This is a genomic window from Bacillus sp. FSL M8-0266, assembly GCF_038613425.1.
Lineage (GTDB): Bacteria > Bacillota > Bacilli > Bacillales > Bacillaceae > Bacillus > Bacillus pumilus.
This window is the reverse complement of the sequence record NZ_CP152015.1, coordinates 293056-312161: the sequence shown is the minus strand read 5'-3', so window position 1 is coordinate 312161 and position 19106 is coordinate 293056. Positions and strand designations below refer to the sequence as shown.

The 19106-nt window shown below is 42.9% G+C and carries 16 protein-coding genes; 2 read left to right on the top strand and 14 right to left on the bottom strand.

What is annotated here, in order from left to right:
- Positions 1-100: 100 nt before the first annotated feature.
- Positions 101-1090, top strand: coding sequence for a LacI family DNA-binding transcriptional regulator (locus MKY83_RS01700; RefSeq protein WP_065098747.1), 990 nt, complete (start codon positions 101-103; stop codon positions 1088-1090).
- A gap of 39 nt (positions 1091-1129) precedes the next feature.
- Here the strand turns inward: MKY83_RS01700 and MKY83_RS01695 are convergent, their stop codons facing one another.
- The 3 genes from MKY83_RS01695 to MKY83_RS01685 form a co-directional block, all read right to left on the bottom strand.
- Positions 1130-2752, bottom strand: coding sequence for an L-lactate permease (locus MKY83_RS01695; protein WP_065098746.1), 1623 nt, complete (start codon positions 2750-2752; stop codon positions 1130-1132).
- Between the two features lie 39 nt (positions 2753-2791).
- On the bottom strand, positions 2792-3739 hold the full coding sequence (locus MKY83_RS01690) for an L-lactate dehydrogenase (RefSeq protein WP_003217251.1): 948 nt from the start codon (positions 3737-3739) through the stop codon (positions 2792-2794).
- Between the two features lie 215 nt (positions 3740-3954).
- A complete protein-coding gene (locus MKY83_RS01685) occupies positions 3955-5385 on the bottom strand; it encodes a YfcC family protein (protein ID WP_065098745.1) in 1431 nt (476 codons plus the stop codon).
- A 153-nt stretch (positions 5386-5538) separates the two neighbouring features.
- Between MKY83_RS01685 and MKY83_RS01680 the strand changes: the two genes are divergently transcribed.
- Entirely contained in the window at positions 5539-6666 is a 1128-nt protein-coding gene (locus MKY83_RS01680; RefSeq protein WP_065098744.1) for a M20 peptidase aminoacylase family protein, read from the top strand.
- Positions 6667-6713: 47 nt separating this feature from the next.
- On the opposite strand, the gene MKY83_RS01675 is transcribed toward MKY83_RS01680, so the two are convergent.
- The 11 genes from MKY83_RS01675 to MKY83_RS01625 form a co-directional block, all read right to left on the bottom strand.
- Entirely contained in the window at positions 6714-7436 is a 723-nt protein-coding gene (locus MKY83_RS01675) for an SDR family oxidoreductase (RefSeq protein WP_050943293.1), read from the bottom strand.
- A 123-nt stretch (positions 7437-7559) separates the two neighbouring features.
- A complete protein-coding gene (locus MKY83_RS01670) occupies positions 7560-8315 on the bottom strand; it encodes an alpha/beta hydrolase (RefSeq protein WP_221450747.1) in 756 nt (251 codons plus the stop codon).
- A gap of 109 nt (positions 8316-8424) precedes the next feature.
- On the bottom strand, positions 8425-9306 hold the full coding sequence (locus MKY83_RS01665) for a glycine betaine ABC transporter substrate-binding protein (RefSeq protein ID WP_185108268.1): 882 nt from the start codon (positions 9304-9306) through the stop codon (positions 8425-8427).
- Positions 9306-10151 carry a glycine/proline betaine ABC transporter permease subunit OpuAB gene (gene opuAB / locus MKY83_RS01660; RefSeq protein WP_044139281.1) on the bottom strand — a complete coding sequence of 282 codons (846 nt, stop codon included), beginning with the start codon at positions 10149-10151 and terminating at the stop codon, positions 9306-9308. The genes MKY83_RS01665 and opuAB overlap by 1 nt, the downstream gene beginning before the upstream one ends.
- Before the next feature lie 10 nt (positions 10152-10161).
- The gene (opuAA, locus tag MKY83_RS01655; RefSeq protein ID WP_044139249.1) at positions 10162-11430 is read right to left on the bottom strand and encodes a glycine/proline betaine ABC transporter ATP-binding protein OpuAA; all 1269 of its coding nucleotides are present in this window, start codon (positions 11428-11430) and stop codon (positions 10162-10164) included.
- 401 nt (positions 11431-11831) lie between these two features.
- Positions 11832-12926 carry a toxic anion resistance protein gene (locus MKY83_RS01650; protein ID WP_044139248.1) on the bottom strand — a complete coding sequence of 365 codons (1095 nt, stop codon included), beginning with the start codon at positions 12924-12926 and terminating at the stop codon, positions 11832-11834.
- A gap of 14 nt (positions 12927-12940) precedes the next feature.
- Positions 12941-14557 carry a YceG family protein gene (locus MKY83_RS01645; RefSeq protein ID WP_185108266.1) on the bottom strand — a complete coding sequence of 539 codons (1617 nt, stop codon included), beginning with the start codon at positions 14555-14557 and terminating at the stop codon, positions 12941-12943.
- Positions 14558-14627: 70 nt separating this feature from the next.
- The gene (locus tag MKY83_RS01640; RefSeq protein ID WP_065098740.1) at positions 14628-15443 is read right to left on the bottom strand and encodes an HAD family hydrolase; all 816 of its coding nucleotides are present in this window, start codon (positions 15441-15443) and stop codon (positions 14628-14630) included.
- On the bottom strand, positions 15440-16549 hold the full coding sequence (locus MKY83_RS01635) for a cysteine protease StiP family protein (protein ID WP_185108264.1): 1110 nt from the start codon (positions 16547-16549) through the stop codon (positions 15440-15442). Before MKY83_RS01635 ends, MKY83_RS01640 begins: the two co-directional genes overlap by 4 nt.
- On the bottom strand, positions 16542-17873 hold the full coding sequence (locus tag MKY83_RS01630) for a phosphoribosyltransferase family protein (protein ID WP_113768657.1): 1332 nt from the start codon (positions 17871-17873) through the stop codon (positions 16542-16544). The genes MKY83_RS01635 and MKY83_RS01630 overlap by 8 nt, the downstream gene beginning before the upstream one ends.
- Positions 17863-19053, bottom strand: a complete 1191-nt coding sequence (locus MKY83_RS01625; protein WP_342488001.1) for an HpcH/HpaI aldolase/citrate lyase family protein — start codon at positions 19051-19053, stop codon at positions 17863-17865. Before MKY83_RS01625 ends, MKY83_RS01630 begins: the two co-directional genes overlap by 11 nt.
- Positions 19054-19106 lie beyond the last annotated feature (53 nt).

Below are 19106 nucleotides of genomic sequence, written 5' to 3'. Positions count from 1 at the left end.
TCCAATTAATCAATTCCATTTGTTAATATTTAACTTGTTTCACATTGTAAATGATGTTATCGATTTCAGAACAATAACTTTGTGTAAAGGATTTGTTAATATGTGTACAATTTATGAAATTGCCAAACGCTGCGGGGTTTCAACCACCACCGTTTCCAGAGTGCTGAATCATCATCCATATGTGTCAGAGGAAAAGCGCCAGCTCATTTTACAGGTGATGAAAGAAATGGAATATACACCGAGTTCAGCGGCTCGCACCCTTCGTTCACATCAGACAAAAACCATTGCTGTGTCTGTCCCGGCTGTGGACCATCCTTTTTTTGCACAATTCATTAAAGGAATTTCAAAAGAAGCACTGGATCAAGGCTATAAAGCCATCGTGCTTCAGACGTTTTATCAGGAATCATTAGAGCTTGAAGGGCTTCAATTATTAAAAAGAAGAGAAGTAGATGGGGTCATATTAGGGGCATTAGAAAATCCGTGGGGAAAGATCGAGCCATTTTTAACGAACGGCCCTATTGTCATGGCGAATGAATATCATCAAACAGCAGACATCCCGATTATTGGATACGACGAGCGGGAAGCTGCCTATAAAGCAGTTGACTACTTGATTCAGTCGGGGCGGAAATCGATCGGGTTTTGCTTTGATACAGAAAGCAGTGAAGCACAGAAACAAAGGAAACAGGGCTATCTCGACGCTCTTTCTGCACACGGCTTGCCGCTGCATGACGATTGGCTGTTCGGCGAGGCCTTCACCATTGAAGACGGTTTTCGCTTAATGGATGTCATCCATGACATGAAGAATGCACCTGATGCCATTTTCACCGGTAATGACCAAGTCGCAGCAGGGCTCATTAAACAGGCCATTTCATATGGTTATCAAATTCCTAAGGATCTAGCGGTGATTGGCTATGACAATCAAGACATTTGCGAGGTGACGGCTCCAACGATCACCACAATCGACATCCCGATCGTAGAGCTTGGCCAGCGGTCTGTGCAGCAAATAATCGAGATCCTGCAAGACCAAAAACCATTACAGCGTGAACATATCCAGCTGCCTACCCGGCTCGTAACAAGGGAATCGACATAAACAAAAAAAGACTGAGAGCTGTCCAGTCTTTTTTTAAACCTATATAAATTGAGCAAGAATGAATGTCCATACACACACTATGCCGAGCAGGATGAAGCTGTACTTCACAGTCTTTTGGAAGAGCTCAGATTCTTTACCTGTTTCTCCAACTGCTGCTGTAGCAATGGCGATAGATTGTGGAGAAATTAATTTCGCCATGACCCCGCCTGTTGTATTTGCTCCGATTAACAAACCTGCTTGTGAGCCGATTTGAGAAGCAGTGACCGCTTGAAGGTTACCGAATAAGGCGTTGTTACTCACGACAGATCCTGTAATAAACACCCCGATCCAGCCAAGCACTGGGCTGACAAGCGGGAACAAATCGCCTGTTTTGGCAAGTGCAAGCCCAATGGCTGAACTTAGTCCAGCGAAGTTCGCCAAGTTGGCAAAGCCCATGACAAAACAAATGGTGAGAACTGGTACCCAAAGCTCTTTCACTGATGCTTTTAAGCAGGCAGCGCCTTCTGTTAATGTAATATGTCTGCTAAACAAACCTGTCAGCATCACCGCAATCAGAATGGCAGTACCCGTTGCACTGATCACATCAATTTTAAAGATCGCATCAATAGGTGTTGCTGTTTGTGCAATTGGTGGTAATTTCACAATTTGCTGATGCAAAAATGGCATTTTCACTAAAATGGTTGTCCAGTTGAGCGGGCCTCCTACAGCAAACAATGCTTTAAATGCTGGCAGACTCCATACCGTAATCACGGCAGTTAAAATATAGAACGGAGACCATGCTTTCAGCACTTCAACGCCGCGATACGTTTGTTTCTGTTCAATGGCTGGTGCTCCTTCTTCACGATAAATATGTTTCGGCTGCCATTTTCGAAGAAATAAAGCCAAAATCCCCATACTTGCTAAAGCTGAAATAATATTGGCAAGCTCAGGACCCATTGTCACCATTGTGACAGCTTGCAAAATGGCATAGCTTCCACTCACAACAAGCAAGGCAGGGAGCGTTTCTTTAATCCCTTTGAATCCGTCCACAATGAGAATGAGTAGGAACGGAATACAGAATGAAATAAATGGAATCGTAAACACAAGGGTTTGAGATAACGCAAGCGGCGTCATATTGCCCATTTGCGCCCCTGTAATGACTGGGATACCCACAGCACCAAATGCGCCAGACGCAGCATTGGCAATTAAGCAGAGCATCGCAGCTTTCAGCGGTTTAAACCCAAGCTCTGTTAAGAGAGCGGCACTAATCGCAATCGGTACACCAAACCCAGCGGCTCCCTCTAAAAATGCGTTAAAACTAAAACCAATTAATAAGAGCTGAAGACGTTGATCTTGAGAGATTCCTGCAATACTAGAACGAATAACATCGAATTTACCAGATTTCACAGCAATTTTATAGAGCCACACCGCCATGATGACGATATATCCAATCGGCCACAGCCCATTAGATATACCGAGCAGCACAGCAGATAATGCTTTTTCAATTGGCATATGAAAGAAGAAAACCGCTGTTACAAAGCTGACGATTAAGGTAAAACAAGCGGCTAAAACACCTTTTAACTTAAATACGGTTAATGCAAGTAGGAAAAACAAAATTGGAAGCATTGCTACCAACGCACTCACGAATTCATTACCAAACGGATTATATATTTGCTGCCACATAGTGATTCATCCTTTTCTGCTCAGATAGGTTGCTTTTGATTAAAAATGAGGAGCCAAAATCTCTTTTAACACATTCACACTGTGCGCGAATTGTTCTTTTTCTGTATCATTCAGTGCAAGCTCTATCACTTCTGTTGCGCCATTTCGATTCACAAGGGCAGGTACACCAATGTAGACATCTTCTGCTCCGTACTCTCCATCTAAGTAAGTGCTGACAGTCAAAATACTGTTTTCATTGTGCAGAATCGCTCTTGTTATGCGGGCCAAACTCATCGCTACGCCGTAGTATGTAGCGCCTTTTTTCTCAATGATTTGATAAGCGGCATGACGGACATTTTCCATCATCTCATCTAAATCTTCTTGTTTGTATTGATCATTTTTCTTCATTAATTCTGTAATCGGTACACTTCCGATATTCGCATGACTCCAAACAGCAAGCTCTGTATCGCCATGCTCTCCAATGATGTACGCATGCACATTGTGTGCCGCTGCGTCAAAGTACTCACTAAGCATGTATCTAAACCTTGCAGTATCAAGTGTAGTTCCGCTGCCGATCACTCGTTCTTTTGGCAGTCCACTGAATTTCCAAGTCGCATATGTTAAAATATCAACAGGGTTTGTGGCGACTAAGAAAATACCATCGAATCCACTTTTCATCACATTGTCTACAATGCCTTTAAATATATTTAAGTTTTTTTCAACAAGGTCAAGTCTCGTTTCACCTGGCTTTTGGTTCGCTCCAGCACAGATACACACAATGTCCGCATCCTTACAATCCTCATAATCTCCATACCATGTGTTCACCGGATGCGGAGCAAATGCTTTCCCGTGGTTTAAATCCATGACGTCACCCATTGCTTTATCTTGATTCAAATCGATGACAACCAATTCATCTGTGATCACTTGATTTATTAATGTAAAGGCATAACTGCTACCTACAAAACCTGCTCCAATAAGTGCTACTTTGTTTACTTTTTCGTTTGTCATTTATCTCATCCTCCTGAGTAAAACTAGGTTGTTTTTCTTATGTGAAGTATTTCACATTCTTATTGTGCAATACTTCACAAACTTTTGCAAGGGGGTTTCGGAAAAAAATATGTAGCGAATTTGTGAACACACTTATTGTGCTTTCAAAGAGCTGTATACATGCATATTTCTACAAGAAAAAAGCTGCCAAGCCATTGTCAGCAGCTTTATACATGTTAATAAGGTCCCCAATTGATCATCACGCCGATACAAATAAAGACAAGGCCAATGACAAACCAAATGAGCGCAAGCGGCACCATAAAACGAAGCCACTTCACATAAGGAATACCACTTGCAGCAAGCACAGCCATGAGCACACCTGACGTCGGATTGATACAGTTAACCACCCCTTCGCCAAGCATCACCGCTTCTACAGCGACCTGTCTTGTGATGCCCATTAAATCAGCCAGCGGCGCAAGAATTGGAATAAAGACAACCGCTTCTCCTGAACCTGATGAAATCAAAAAGTGAAGAAGTGCACTCGCAATATACATCCCGATCGCACCAGCAATTGGACTAAATCCTGTCAGCATACTCGCCAAGCCATTAACCACGGTATCAAGCAGCTTACCATTTTCCAAAATGACAGAAATACAGCGTGCCATTCCAACAATGAGTGCGCCGTAAACAAGGCTTTGACAGCCGAAGATAAACGTTTTCGCAATATCATTGGCTGCTAATCCGCCAAGCAATCCAGCAACAATCGCCATGAAAATGAAGACTCCTGCCATTTCCTTATCGGTCCAGCCAAGCTGAAGCGCGCCATATAAGAAGCCCCCAAGAGACAATCCACACACTGCTAAAATCAGCTTATGTCTGCCCGTAAATGCAGGCTTGTCCACAGATTCTGCATCAGATCCGCCAAGCCCCTTCGCAGGAAACCATTGATCACCAAGAAGACTTCCCTTTTCTTTATTCTTTAGGCGTCTTGTATATAAATAGATGTACACAATACTAGATATAAGAAAACAAAGATAAATAATGACACGCAGGCCAATGCCAGAAAAAATCGGCAGCTCTGCAATCGTCTGAGATAACCCCAGTGGAGATGGAGACAATATGGTTGCGTTAAACCCGGCATAACAGCCGATGTAAATCACCGCCGCTCCTGCCACAGCATCCCATTTCAAGGATCTTGCCACAATGATCCCGATTGGAATAAATCCTATAACAGAGTTCACGACAATTCCGGTCGTTCCAAGCACTGAAAATAATCCTCCAACGATACAAATAAACAATAATTGCTTTGTTTGAAACCTGCTGATGACATGGTGAATCATTCCGTTAATGGCACCTGTTTTCTCCAAAATGGCTATGGTTCCACCAGTAAATAGAATGAGAAAAATAATAGAAGAAGACCCTACCATCCCTTCCTGAATGGCTGTAAAAAAGCCCACTGGACTTACGGGTGATTGATCAATGCGATGATAGCTGCCAGGAACAGCTGTTGTAATTTCCCCTGACGTCTTTCGGTCAAATTCACCTGCTGGCACAAAATACGTTGCAACGGTACAAATGAGCGCAATGATAAATAAGAGAACATACGCATCTGGCATTTGAAGTTTTCTTTTTTGTTTCTCTGGTGGTAATACTGCTGCTGTTTTCATGTGTCAAAACCCCTTTGTCCCGATCGAGATTTCACTTAATTTTCTGAATAATCAAATGATGTGTTATATTATAAACACTGATGATATTTAAGATCAATATTATTTCACTAAAAGAATATTTTGACAGATTTTCTGTCAGCAAGGAGGCTATTCATGACAACTTTGACAAACGACATGCAGCAAACGGTGAAAGACATCTTTGATCACCTGCACGCCCACCCTGAAATCAGCTGGGAAGAAACGAATACGACGGCTTATCTTGAGGACTTATTAAAGAAAATGGGCTGTCAAACTCGAACATTTGACGACTGTACAGGAGTGATCGGTGAAATGGGAGAAGGTTCACCAGTGGTCGCTGTAAGAGCCGATATTGATGCACTTTGGCAGGAAGTAGATGGCGAGTTTCAAGCCAATCATTCATGTGGTCATGATGCACACATGACAATGGCTCTCGGCACCTTCATGGCATTAAAAGAAAAGGAGCTCCCAAACGGCACCATCCGGTTCATTTTTCAGCCTGCTGAGGAAAAAGGCGGCGGTGCGCTGAAAATGATTGAAAAAGGTGTGCTAGCAGACGTTGATTACTTATACGGAGTGCATGTGCGCCCAATTCAAGAAACATTAAACGGACGCTGTGCACCTGCGATCTTGCATGGATCGAGTAATCATTACATCGGCACAATTATTGGTGAGGAAGCCCACGGTGCACGCCCGCACCTAGGGGTCAACGTCATTGAAGTGGCTTCTACCCTCGTGCAAAGACTCGCGCATATTCATGTCGACCCAAGAGTTGCACATTCTGTGAAAATGACCAACCTACATGCTGGCGGAGGCAGTTCAAACATCATCCCTGGCAAAGCTTCTTTTACATTAGATGTCAGAGCACAAACAAATGAAGTGATGGATGAACTAGAAAAAGAAATTGAAAGAGCCGTACATGCTGTAGCGGATGCCTTTGGTGCTTCCATTACACTTTCAACAGATCATCGTCTGCCTGCCGCCACCTTAAATGAAGAAGCCGTTCAGATGATGTCTCAAGCCATTGAAAAGGTTTTAGGCAAAGAGCAGCTCGATCCTCCGCTCGTAACGACAGGTGGAGAGGATTTTCACTTTTATGCAGCAAAGGTTCCGCATATCAAATCGACGATGCTTGGTTTAGGCTGTGACTTAAAGCCCGGTCTACATCATCCGTATATGACATTCGACCGCTCTGCTATTTTTACCGGCATTGAGATTTTGACTGAAGCTGTTTATCAAACGCTTCAGCAGCATTCATCATAAAATCAAAAAACCACCCGTTTTTTCTTTAAACGGGTGGTCTGATTGTATTACGCATTCAAATCTGTCATTGCTGGGACGTTGATTTCTTTTACACAGGATACCCTTGATAAATGAATCACACATCTCGCAAGTTCTACTATATCCTGTACAGGAATTCTCGTTTCATCATATAGAGCGATGGCTTTTTCGGCACCATCTTCATATGGTACCTCCGCTGCCAGCTCTCCTGGATTGATACAGGTGACAGATATTTTATCTTTTCTCACATGCTCTCTTAGTGCATTCACAATTCCGCGCAGGCCAAATTTAGATGCAACAAAAGAAACTTGCGGTAGGTTTGTATGATCGAGTCCCGCCGTTGAACCAATCACGATGATTTTTCCATTCTCCGATTTTCTTACGTGCGGAAGCAGTGCTTGGATGTAAGTAATCGTAGACGTGACATTCACATTGATTAAATGAGCGATATCCTCTGGCTGATCGTGATCAAATGAATAATCATCTTCAAAGCCTCGTTTTTCCCATAAGCCGACGTTATAGATGAGGACATCAATGGTTTTGTCCCCCAATGCTTCGATCATGTATGGGATATGAGATTGGCTTGATAAATCAATTTTCAGCCAAATTCTATGTACACCGTCATCTAATTTCAAACTGCTCGGTTCACTTCGAGACACAATCCAAACTGTATCTCCGCTTGAAGGAAGACCTTTAACAAAAGCATCCCCTAATCCTTGACTTGCACCGAATATGATATAGTTTTTACTCATAGCTCCTCCTTCTACGTCTCATGAGCTTTCAGTCAGACAGTAGCTCATCTGTAAGCGTTTTATACCTCTATCATATAGGTTCTAAGATTTGGCTGCCTCTTTTATGCCTGTCTTTACTTTCAGTTACTTGATTTCCTTTAATTCCACTGGTAATGTGCGTTCCTCTATAAAGCATTGAACCATATCCATAAACAGTTCTTTCTTTTCAAACGTAAATGTATGTCCAATAGCGGGAACGACGACACCTGCTGCCTGCGGATGTGAATTCGTTATTTTCTTTGCTGACCGTTTCATGATGCCTTTTTCCTTTTCCCCCACTGTGACAAGAATTCGTGCCTTCGCTTGTTGAAACGTGTCTGGGAGCTTGTAATGGAGATTTTCTTGAAACATCGTCAGAAGGGTTTTCTTCTGCAAATTCTTCGAATCCGCCACATAGTGATTGAGTACATCGTTTGGAAGCCCCATTTTTTCAGCTTGGAGCTCGATAAACCAATCTTTCTTTAATAATGGATACGTAAGAGGTAAAAGAGGTCTCACCATCAAGTAAAGCCATGGCAGCGGCATCACAAGAGCGCTATTGATGACGGCTATGTCTACGATGTCAGGCTCTTTTGATAACACCTCAACGGCAACCTGTGCACCTAGAGAGAAGCCAACGAGTATTACTTTATGTCCGTGCGCATGCTGCTTGATCCATGAGATGACTTCAAGAGCACTTTCTCGCATGGAAAAGGACTGTTCATCTGCTCTAGTCCCGTGACCAATGAGGTCAGGCGTATAGCATTCATACGCTTCCTTGAATGTTTTTATCTGCTCCTGCCACATCCAGCTACTTACTCCTCCACCATGCAGGAAAATCATGATTGGCTTAACCATCATCGACAACTCGTCCACCTTCCTTATATATAAGAAAAAAAGCAGCCGCTTTTTGAGCAGACTGCTTTTTCATATGCTCCCTTCTATTATAAGGGAATCTCATCATAATTGGCTATTTTTTCAAATCCTCAATCGAGTTGACGTTCTTCATATATGTCGGAACAACTAGACCCATGCGAAGACCTTTCATACTTGTGCCTAGATCATCATATTTCCCTTTAAACTTCGCTGCATACGTTTTATGCGTATTTGGCAGCCAAGCAGATAACGAGGCATCCGCACTTCCAGTTGCAATTGCTGTCCACATTGGACCTGCTTCCACCTGAGTCAAGGTTACTTTAAATCCGAGCTCACGCAGTACTTCTGCAGCAACATTGGTACTTGCAATCTCACTATCCCACGCAACGTAGGCAAGATTGACTTTGTCACCATTCGACTTTTTCACGCCTTTTGTCCATTTCGCTACTTGGTCTTTATGTTTCTTCACATATTTAACGGCGGCATCCTTTGGATTGATACCATCTTGGATATCCATCATGACTTCGCCCATGTCATCTTGAGACCATTTAAACTGACCAAGCATTTTGGCTGCATCCGGCTGATCCTTTGCAAACCCTTTACGTGAAATCGTATGAATCTCTTCCGCTTCACCGTAAGATTTCTTTGGATCATCTAAATATTTTAAATCATAGCGAGAAAACATCCAGTGTGGATTCCAGCCAGTGATGATGATTGGCTTTTTACGGTCGTAAGATTTTTTGAGAGTTGCAGTCATGGCTGCACTTGATGCAGACACAACCGTCCAATCCTCTAAGCCGTAATCCTTTTTCGCTTGATCCGTTAGCGCCATAATTCCTGAACCGGGATCAATGCCGATAATGGTTTTATTCACCTGCTGTGCTGCACTCGCATTTGAGTCCGACTTTGCGCCACAAGCGGCTAGTAAAAAGACAAGCAGGGCGGTCATCCCAATGTAGAGAGACTTTTTCCACATTAAGCATTCCCCCTGGTTTTTTTCGTTTTAATGTTTTGTGTAATACGGTCAAGTGTAATTGCCACAATGACAATGGCAATACCTGCTTCAAATCCAATTCCTGTTTTCAGCTGCGTTACCGCACTATATACTTCTGAACCAAGTCCTGGTGCACCTACCATTGCCGCAATGACGACCATTGATAGAGCAAGCATGATACTTTGGTTAATACCAGCTAGGATGGTTTTTGTTGCAAGTGGAAGCTGAACTTTGAACAAACGCTGGAATGTCGTTGAACCAAATGCTTCTGTTGCTTCAATTAAATCAGCTGGTACTTGTTTAATACCGAGAATCGTCATACGAATCGTTGGCGGCATAGAGAAAATAACCGATGCCACAACTCCAGGCACAACGCCAATGTTAAAGAAGAAGATGGCTGGTAATAGATAAACGAATGCAGGCATTGTCTGCATTAAATCTAAGATAGGTGTCACAATTTTACGCACAGTTTCCTTCTGTGATGCCCAAATACCGATCGGAACCCCGATTACGATGGAAATGACCACAGCTGTTAAAACGAGCGCAAGTGTTTGAAGCATTGGATGCCAGTAGCCTAAATAGTCAATCAGCAAGAATCCAATAAGTGTAAAAAGAGCAATTCCTCTTGTACTGATCCACCAAGCAATGCCTGCAAAAATAAGGGTTAAAATAATGGATGGAATCACACCAAGTACTGCCACAATTCCATTTACTGTACCTGCTAATCCATTTGTGATCCCATCAAAGAAACCACCAAAGGTTAATGTTAACCAGTCAACAAATCGATCGATATAATCCGCGAACGGAATTCTAGGTAAATCACTCATACTAAACATCTTATTCTACCTCCTGTGCAGAAGGCTCTTGTGTTTTAATTTCCTCAAGCTTGTTAGAAGACATGTTGATATACTCATCATTACCTGATAACGCACCAATTAATGCACCTCTGACCACAATACCCTTCATTCTGTTTTTCTCATCGACAACGGCAATTGGAATGTTTGCCGCATCAGACACCGCATCAAAGATTTCTGTCAAATACGTTGATTCCAATACTGTCGTGAATTCTTTATCAAGAACAGTTTCAAGCGATGCTCCCATTTCTGCCGCCTTTTTCGCTGCTTGTGCAGAAATAACACCTAATAAATGCTTTTTCTTATCGACTGCATAGATTGACGAAATTCCAAGGTTTTTCATGAGCGTAAGTGCAACACGAGCCCCTTTGTCGATCTGAACTGTTTCTGCACGTTTCATAATATGACCAGCGGTTAATACTTTAGAAAGGTCGACATCTTCAACGAAACGTTCAACATATTCATTCGATGGGTTCATCAAAATTTCTTCTGGTGTTCCGATTTGGACGATATTCCCGTCCTTCATGAGCACAATGCGGTCGCCAATCCGAAGCGCCTCATCTAAATCATGGGTAATGAAAATGATCGTTTTTCCTACAGATGTGTGAAGCTCAAGCAATTCATCCTGCATGTCTTTACGAATTAATGGATCGAGTGCGCTGAATGCTTCATCCATTAATAAGATGTCAGGGTCATTTGCTAATGCACGTGCCAATCCAACACGCTGCTGCATCCCACCACTTAATTGGTTTGGATATTGCTCTTCAAAGCCTTCAAGTCCAACAAGCTTTAAAGATTCAAGCGCTTTTGAGTGGCGCTCTTCTTTGTCTACACCTTGTAATTCAAGACCATACTCTGTGTTCTCAAGAATGGTGCGGTGCGGGAACAATGCGAAGTTTTGGAAGACCATGCTGATCTTTTTCCGTCTGACTTCACGCAATTGATCCTTTGACATATTTGTTATCATATCCCCATCAATATATATTTCGCCGGAGGTTGGTTCGATTAACCTGTTTAGCAGCCGCACAAGTGTGGACTTTCCGCTCCCTGATAGCCCCATGATGACAAATATCTCGCCGTCATACACATCAAAATTTGCTCGATTGACACCAACTGTTGCGCCGGTCTCTTTTAGGATCTCTCTTTTTGTTTTCCCTTTTTCAAGCATTTGAGTTGCTTTTTTAGCATTTTTACCGAAAATTTTAGATACATTATTTATCTTGATTTTGATATTTCTCTCTTCAGAATTCATATTTTCCCTCCAAATTAGCATCTTTATAACCGTAACATAAGCGTTATGATGCGAACAATCTTTAGAATTCGCTTATTTCTGCACAATATGTATGAATTCCCTATAAGAGGTCTGGTGATTAGAGTTTATACGCCGTATTACTCGTAAATCCTATAGAATGCTTCATAAACAACATAATTTACGGGGTATTTCCTCTCATCAGACAATATTTTACTGGAAATTCCTAATTGTGCTAAAAAATAACTCAAATCCTCACCATAGCGAACTTTTTCAAACATGGGTGAACCATTCCTCTGAACAGGATTTACCCGAAAATGGTCACATAGAAACCTTTTTCATTCAAATTTTAATTAAAATATTAAAAAACTGCCTGCAACTTTAGTTACAGACAGCTTATTTTTTTAGGACTCTAGGGCAGCTCGCTTAATATTATCTTGCAATTCAAGCATACGCTTTGTTCCATCTTCGCGTAATCGTTTGTTTTCTTCTTCGATCTGTTTTGTCTCTTTCATCCCTTGTACAATCGTATTAAAGGAAGATTCGATCGTTTCAATGTCGATACTTGGACGTCCAGACAATTTGGCAATCTCCACACTTTGGCTTGAGATGTTTTCAGCATTTCGTTTCAGCATTTCATTTGTTCTTCTATCCAGCTCACTCATTGAATCAGCCACAAGCTTTTGTCTTTTCGCTGTCACAGCTTGAATGATGCCATTTTTAAAGATCGGAATCGTGATAATGAACGCTGAGTTGATTTTACCGATTAGTTTCGTATTCCCACGCTGCAGCAAACGAATTTGCGGTGCTGTTTGAAGAGCCACCATCCGTGCCATATCAAGGTCATATACACGCTCTTCCAACGCTTGAATGCCGTTACGAAGTGTATCAAGCTCCATTTGTGCGAGCTGGTTTCCACTAGCTGCTTTTTCTTCATAAGAAGGAACCAATTGCTTTAATTCCTCGATTTTCATTTGACCTGCAACGACATACTTTTCAAGCTCCATATAGTATTGAATGTTATGCTCATACATTTCTTCAAGCGTCACAGTCGATTTGGTCATTTCGTCTTTATATTTACTGATTTCCACATTAATTTTTTCAATCTCTGCACCGAGCGTTTGATATTTACTGAAAATCTTTTCAATCATGCTGCCGCCGCGTTTAAAGATTTTTGACAGTAAACCACCCTTTGGCTCGTCAAAATCATTTTTATCAAAACGATCCATAATTTTTCCAAGCTGCGTCAGCATCGTTCCTGAGTCAGTGACACTAGTTGAACGCATCATCGAAAGAATACGATCAGAGAACTTAGAGATTTCAACGGCCGGCTGTTTTCCGTATTCAAGCAGATCCAGCTGATTTTTCGCATCGATCTGTCTTGCAATATTTTGCACTTCTGGTTCATTTCGAAGCTGAACGCGAATATCGTCTGCCTTCTCAATGGAAATTTCCTCTTTATCAATTGAAATGATGTCATTTCCGTTTGTATTTGTCATAAGCTTTGATCTCCTTATCGGTTTTTAATGGATTGAAATAATTTTCTTACGATGGACGGCTCTTTAAACTCCTGGTTCATAACCATCTCATCAAGCCAATGGGTATCAAATAATTGGTCATCTATATACCGCTCGATACACTGGTATCCCGCCGGATGATACACGAAGAGATCCACACCCATTTCATTTAGGAAAATGAGGGCAGCCGCATCAGAACGAGTCAGCTCACCATTATATTCCGTATGATATAAAATCACTTTCGGTACAGTTTGTGCATAATCAAAGGTTTGAATGAGTTCAATGAGCTCCTGGCCGATATGCAGTACCTGTTTGAATAAATAAATACGGACATCTAATTCAGTCTCATTGCCTTCTTTTAATAGCTTCGGATGCTGACAGATTCGAGATATCGCCTCTGCTATCGCACGCTGCGTCCCCTCATATAGATGAGAAAACTGCCACACGTTGCTTTTCATTAATAATTCAGGATCAATCTCTCCAGCAGAAGAAAGGGCATGCTGATAATGAAATTGATAATTCGAAGACACTTCTTTCGTAAAAGGAAAATGGCGAATGGTCTTCGTCTCTTTCCATTCCATTAACGTGTGGATACGATCCCAGTATTCACGCTTGTCTCGAGTGACCCCCATCATTTTCGCAAAGAGATTCGGGATCTGTATCGTGTCGCGGTCTGCTTGAAAATTAGGGCGGATAAAGGAACGTTCCTTTGCAATTAAAAACAACTCATCATACGTTGTCTTCAGCGTAATAGAATGAGGAGTATGATCTCTGAATTGCCAAGGCTTATACAGCATTGAATCTTCCGTGTGGAGCACCTCTTCAAGCTCTCTTGTCGAGCGGTACGCCACCGTTGACTTCCTCTCAGGCTTTTCAGTAGGGAACGGTTCCAGCTTTGAAGTCCCCGGATACTGATCAATAAAAGTCAGCTTTTCTTCTGGATCTAGTTCGCGGAACGAATCCTCGCCCTCTGGATGAAATAGCACAACATCACAGCCAATCAGCATGACATAGTAAAGAAAATAAAGCTGACTTTTATTCGCCTCTCCATACCAAATGACAGCCGGCATTTTTTCTTCTATATTGACTTCCTTCAGCCATGGACCTAGATGATTATTTGAGAACTTTACTACATCCAGCAAAACCCGGCGGAAATCGGAATGCTGAAATCCCCCTTCATGCAGCTGTTTGAAATGCTCAAACACCTTGATCAATGAAAGGCGGATATGCCGGTTCATTATAGGGTTTGGATGGCGTACAATCAGCTGTTCACCATCTAAGAAAGCCACAAAGCGATTCACAGATAATCCTTTTTCTTCTTGGTTAATCAAATGAATGCGTTGAAGCGCTTGAAAATGCTCCGGCTCAATATGACGATTGAGCGTTTCACTTAAAATATGAATGCCATCTGTTTCATATAATTCATGTAAATAAATAAAATAATCGGTTGCATCATGCGGAGTTCCAAGGACCCGGGCGGCGAGACGCGGCAAGGACAATGTATGCTCGTCCTTGACATAACCGTCTCTTTCAGGGAGCGGCTTTTTCAGCACGTTTTTCCAGGCTTCCTGCTCCGCCCGTGTTTGGTTAACATTGATTTCTTTATAACTCACGCCGCTCCTTCCTTTCTCCTATATTTTCTCGAAAGCTACTACTATCATATCATTCACCCTTCTACTTCTGCTATCGAATCGAAGGCTTTTTTGCGGTCGTCATCTGCTTCATGACACAAGCGGTGATTTCATCTGCTGCTGCCATGCCAGATGCTGCTGTCGGCTCAAGTAATGAATCAAAGTCGAGCACTTCTCCATGCCTTGGGGCAAAGCCCATATCTGCCTGACGAATGAGACCTGCATCTAAGAGGGAATCACCCGCACCGTATACATATTCAAGCTCCAGCCGTTCCTTTAGAAAAGCAACAGCATCCCACTTATTGAGCGGTTCCGGAATAAAGTAAAGCTTCCGTCCTTGTAGAGACACCTGCCAGCCTCTCTCCTCGCCCCACTGCTTCAATTCAGCAAGTGGAATGCGAGACAGATACTCATCTTTCATAATCAAATAAAGAAATCTTCCCTCGGCTGTCCGGGTACGCTTCACCCATGCCGCAACCGGAAGTTCGGAGATGGCTCTTAGCATCTCTCTGACTGACATACACGCTTTGAGCCTCTCATCAACGATGACCTGCCAATCCTCAAGCGGCTTGCCGCGATGAAGGATACAGCCCCCATTTGTCGTGATAGCATACTCCGGTTTGAGCTCTTGCTGAAAGAAGGTGATCCGTTCATACTGAGCGGTCGTTCTTGTCGTCACTGGAATGAACCAGCCCAATTGATGAATCGTCTGCAAAGACTTCTTCGTTTCAACCGACATATAGGAAAGCGGACGTTCATCCAGCATTTCAACTAAAGCATAATCTCCTTCATACGCATACTGATCCAGCACTCGATGTGAGTAAATCAGTGTCCGGTCTAAATCACTGGCAAACGCACTTGTCTTCATGACGTCTGCTCCAGCGGACGAATGAGTCCACAGCACGTATAGGACATATTGGCATATTCAATGACAGGAACGCCTCTGTCCTCTGCCAGAAGCAAAATATGCTTTAGCTTCTCCTGAGACCCAGGCTGTATCAAGATTTTCCAAGGGATTCTTCTCAGCAGCACACGGGTCGTCTCACCAACACCCGGCTTAATCAAATGGGTATTTTCAATTTGAAACTCCTCACCGATCGCTTCAATGGACGCCATTCCCCGCCAATCCGCAGGCATTCCTTGCGCGAGGATGGTCTCTGCTTTCTCTTCTACATTTGGTTCGAGGCTAGAAAATGCTTCTTCGATTGTATCCACATACAGATTGGACACATCCTCTTCAAGTAGCTCTTCATAATATTTTGCCCCATGGAAATCATCGGCATTGATCCAGCGGTTGTTTAGTACCGTACGACTAACAAGTCCAGATACAGTCGAATTCAGGCAAGCACTTGGAATGAGAAAGTCCTCTCTCGTTCCGTAGACATGTGTACAATAGCCAGGATCAGCGAGTACAGCTAGTTCACTAGAAAGACGAATACCGTATTTTCTTTCAAAATCAATCACCGCTTTTTGGAGCTCACTCGAAATCGCACCTTTTCCGGTCCATCCATCAATAAAGGCAATCTCATAGCCCGGATGTTCCTTGAGCATATAATGTAGCGCATTCTCATCTATTCCTCGATCACGAATAATCGAGATGCTGTAATGAGGCAGTTCAAGACCATATGTCTTTCGAATATATCGTTTGATGAGTACCCCGATCGGCGTTCCCGCTCTAGCCAAACTGCAAAGCACCGTTTGGAAGCCTCGCTTTTTCACAATCTGTTCTGCTACAACAGCTACCGCTTCTGCTACCTTCTCCTTACTTTCTTTCAGAGATTCATAGAATAAATCCATATAAGATTCGGTTGGTTTATATTCAATCGGCAGCATTTCTGAATAATGCGCACCACTCTGAATCGAACGCTCCCGCTCCTCTGTACTTTTCTCCATCTCAATGGATGATAAATCTTTGAGTAAGAAGGTTACATCCTGCTCTGGATAGCTTCCCATCTTTGTATACACATTAGCCATTCACCTTCACCTCGTCTGATAAAGTCACAATATGCACATGCTTCACATGCCGCTCGGCAAATAAATGAACAAGCGGAAGCAATGCCTCCTGAGAGACCTTTTTCTCAAAGAAGAGAAATACATCATCGTATTGACCTTTTGGTATGTTGTACACGTAGTGCTGAATTCGAGCATCCTCTGGACTCACAAAGGTGAACCCATTTTGAACAGCGTATCCATCCTTTTCAACGGGATGAATTGGGCTTCTCGTCGTTGAATGAAAGAGAACACCTTCTCCCATATGTGCAGCCACTCTCATCGGTACATACATCAGTTCACCTGTTCCTAAACAAAGTGTCTGCTTTCCTTTGCGTTCCTTCTTCAGTTTCAGTCCAGCCTCTGCAGCTGCTTGGTCGATGGCTGCCGTATCTGCTGCGTTTAAACCAAAACGACCCGTTTCATGTATATATGGCGAATGACCAGCCGAATTGGTTGCATGAGAACGTGCATACGGCTTTTGCTGAAAGAAGGATTGAAGGGAGTGAACAGAGAGACTTGGCAGATCCTTTTGCTCAGCTATCTTATACGAATAAGCTGGTTCATCCAGCGTTTTGCCTCGAAAGACCATTTGCCCTTTTAATAAAGACAATGAGGTGATGTGAATACCAAGCTCCTTTTCAAGCTCACACATGGCTTTCTCGTGCTCCTCTGTCCGCCAGTCTAAAATAGAAAGAATCGTGTAAGAATGCCGTGGGTGCTTTGCATGAAGGTCCCGAATGATATTGATATTCGTACGGCCTGTCGTGACTTCATCATCTACTAGCACGATGGGACGGTCTGTGCGAAGTAATGCTTCGTCTGCATAACAAAGCTGATCCGTTGCATGCGAATGCTCTTCTTCAAATACCAATGAAGGATCAAGATCCAGCAGCTGTTCACGTGTCGTATGAATGTAAGATGCTCCTTCTAATACGTCATACACACCGTGACCAAGAGCTGTGGCTGTTTCTGCAAAGCCGATCACGATCGGCTGTTTTCCTATTGAAAGCTTCTCTTTTTTGAGCGCTTCGTAGGCTTTAGTTAATACCGTGTGGTCATCCGTCTTGAGTGCTTCTACTAAAAGCTCTTGATGCGGAAACGTCTTGCCTGTTTGCTCTTTGGCATACGCCATGGCTAAAAGACCCGAGACAAGGAGCGGTTTTACTGGATGAACAGGAATGTGCTTACCGAGCACCTTACTAACGAATAAAAAGGCTCTTTTTTTGTTCACCCTTGCTGCCATGTCAAAGAGATGCTCTTTTTCTAGCTGAAGCGCACCTTCTTTGAGAACAAGCTCAACTTCCATATGTTCCAAGATGCTCAGCGTATGCGGCTTCTGCTTCTGTGAGTATGTCGATATAGCTTCTATTTTCATGAAACACCCCGTAAATATCTGACTTCATTATAATGTGCTCTGCCCATCTGTAATGGGGCTTCGTTTCATTCATTTTATTAGAGAAGGTACTCTTCATTACGCCAACTGTGCCGTCTGCATGTTCAAGAATGCTTAATGCATCCATATACTCTTCCTTCGTTACAACATACATGCTTTGAACCGGCTTGAGATGTGTTGGATGAATGACCGTCTTTCCATGAATGCCGTTAGCCACATCGAGTTTTGTCTCCTTGAGTAAACCTTGTACGTCATCAAATTCAGATGAAGACGATTCACCACTCTTATGAGAAAGTGCCCGGATGAATGGCTTTTGTTCCTTTCGTGCAGGGCCAAAATGCTCCCACACAGCACCTGATACCACAAAGGAACGGCCAAAATAATTGGTGATATCTGTGATCAAATCAGCAATCAAATTAATCTCATAAATGGTCGTGTTACGATCACGGCGAATTCCGTACAAACCGCAAAGATCCGTTGCCCCAATGCGAATATTCAAAATATATTCTTCGTCATTCAGCAAGATTTGCTTTAACTCTGACAACACCGTATATCTTGTTTCTTTTTCTAGTAAATCGGGTGTTTCCAAAATGGGCATCCCATAAAGTGTTGTCTGCGTTTGGGACGATGCCTGTTTCAGACTGTCCAAATAATCCTTCGCATTATGAACCGAGTACTTCGGGAACACAAAACCGGTAAGTAATTGAAGAGAGGAACCGAGCAAGTCTGCCATTTTGAGCAGCTGTTTCGGCGAACGAACGCGAATAAATATAAGAGGCAAATGTTCAGCCGTTTCAGGCGCATGCGTGACTTTCTCTTTGAGACTGGCCAATTGTGCCACTAGATTCTGTTCAGCCATGTCCACTTCTTGATCACCGATGGCATCCTCCAAGCAAAATACAACAGAGCAAAGCGCTTCATATTTCTGCGACAGCAGCATATCTGCTATATCTTGTCTTGTCGCAGGCATATACAAAGTAGCACCTAATGCATGCGCAAGTACATGCCTCGGTGTCAGTGAATGCATCGCCCCCGGCCGCTTGAAAAAAAGATCGTGCTGCATCGCCTCTGATAAAAATCGAAAATACCGCATGCTGTGCCACCTCCTGTTGTTTAGAGAACATAAATAAATGACCTGATGATTCA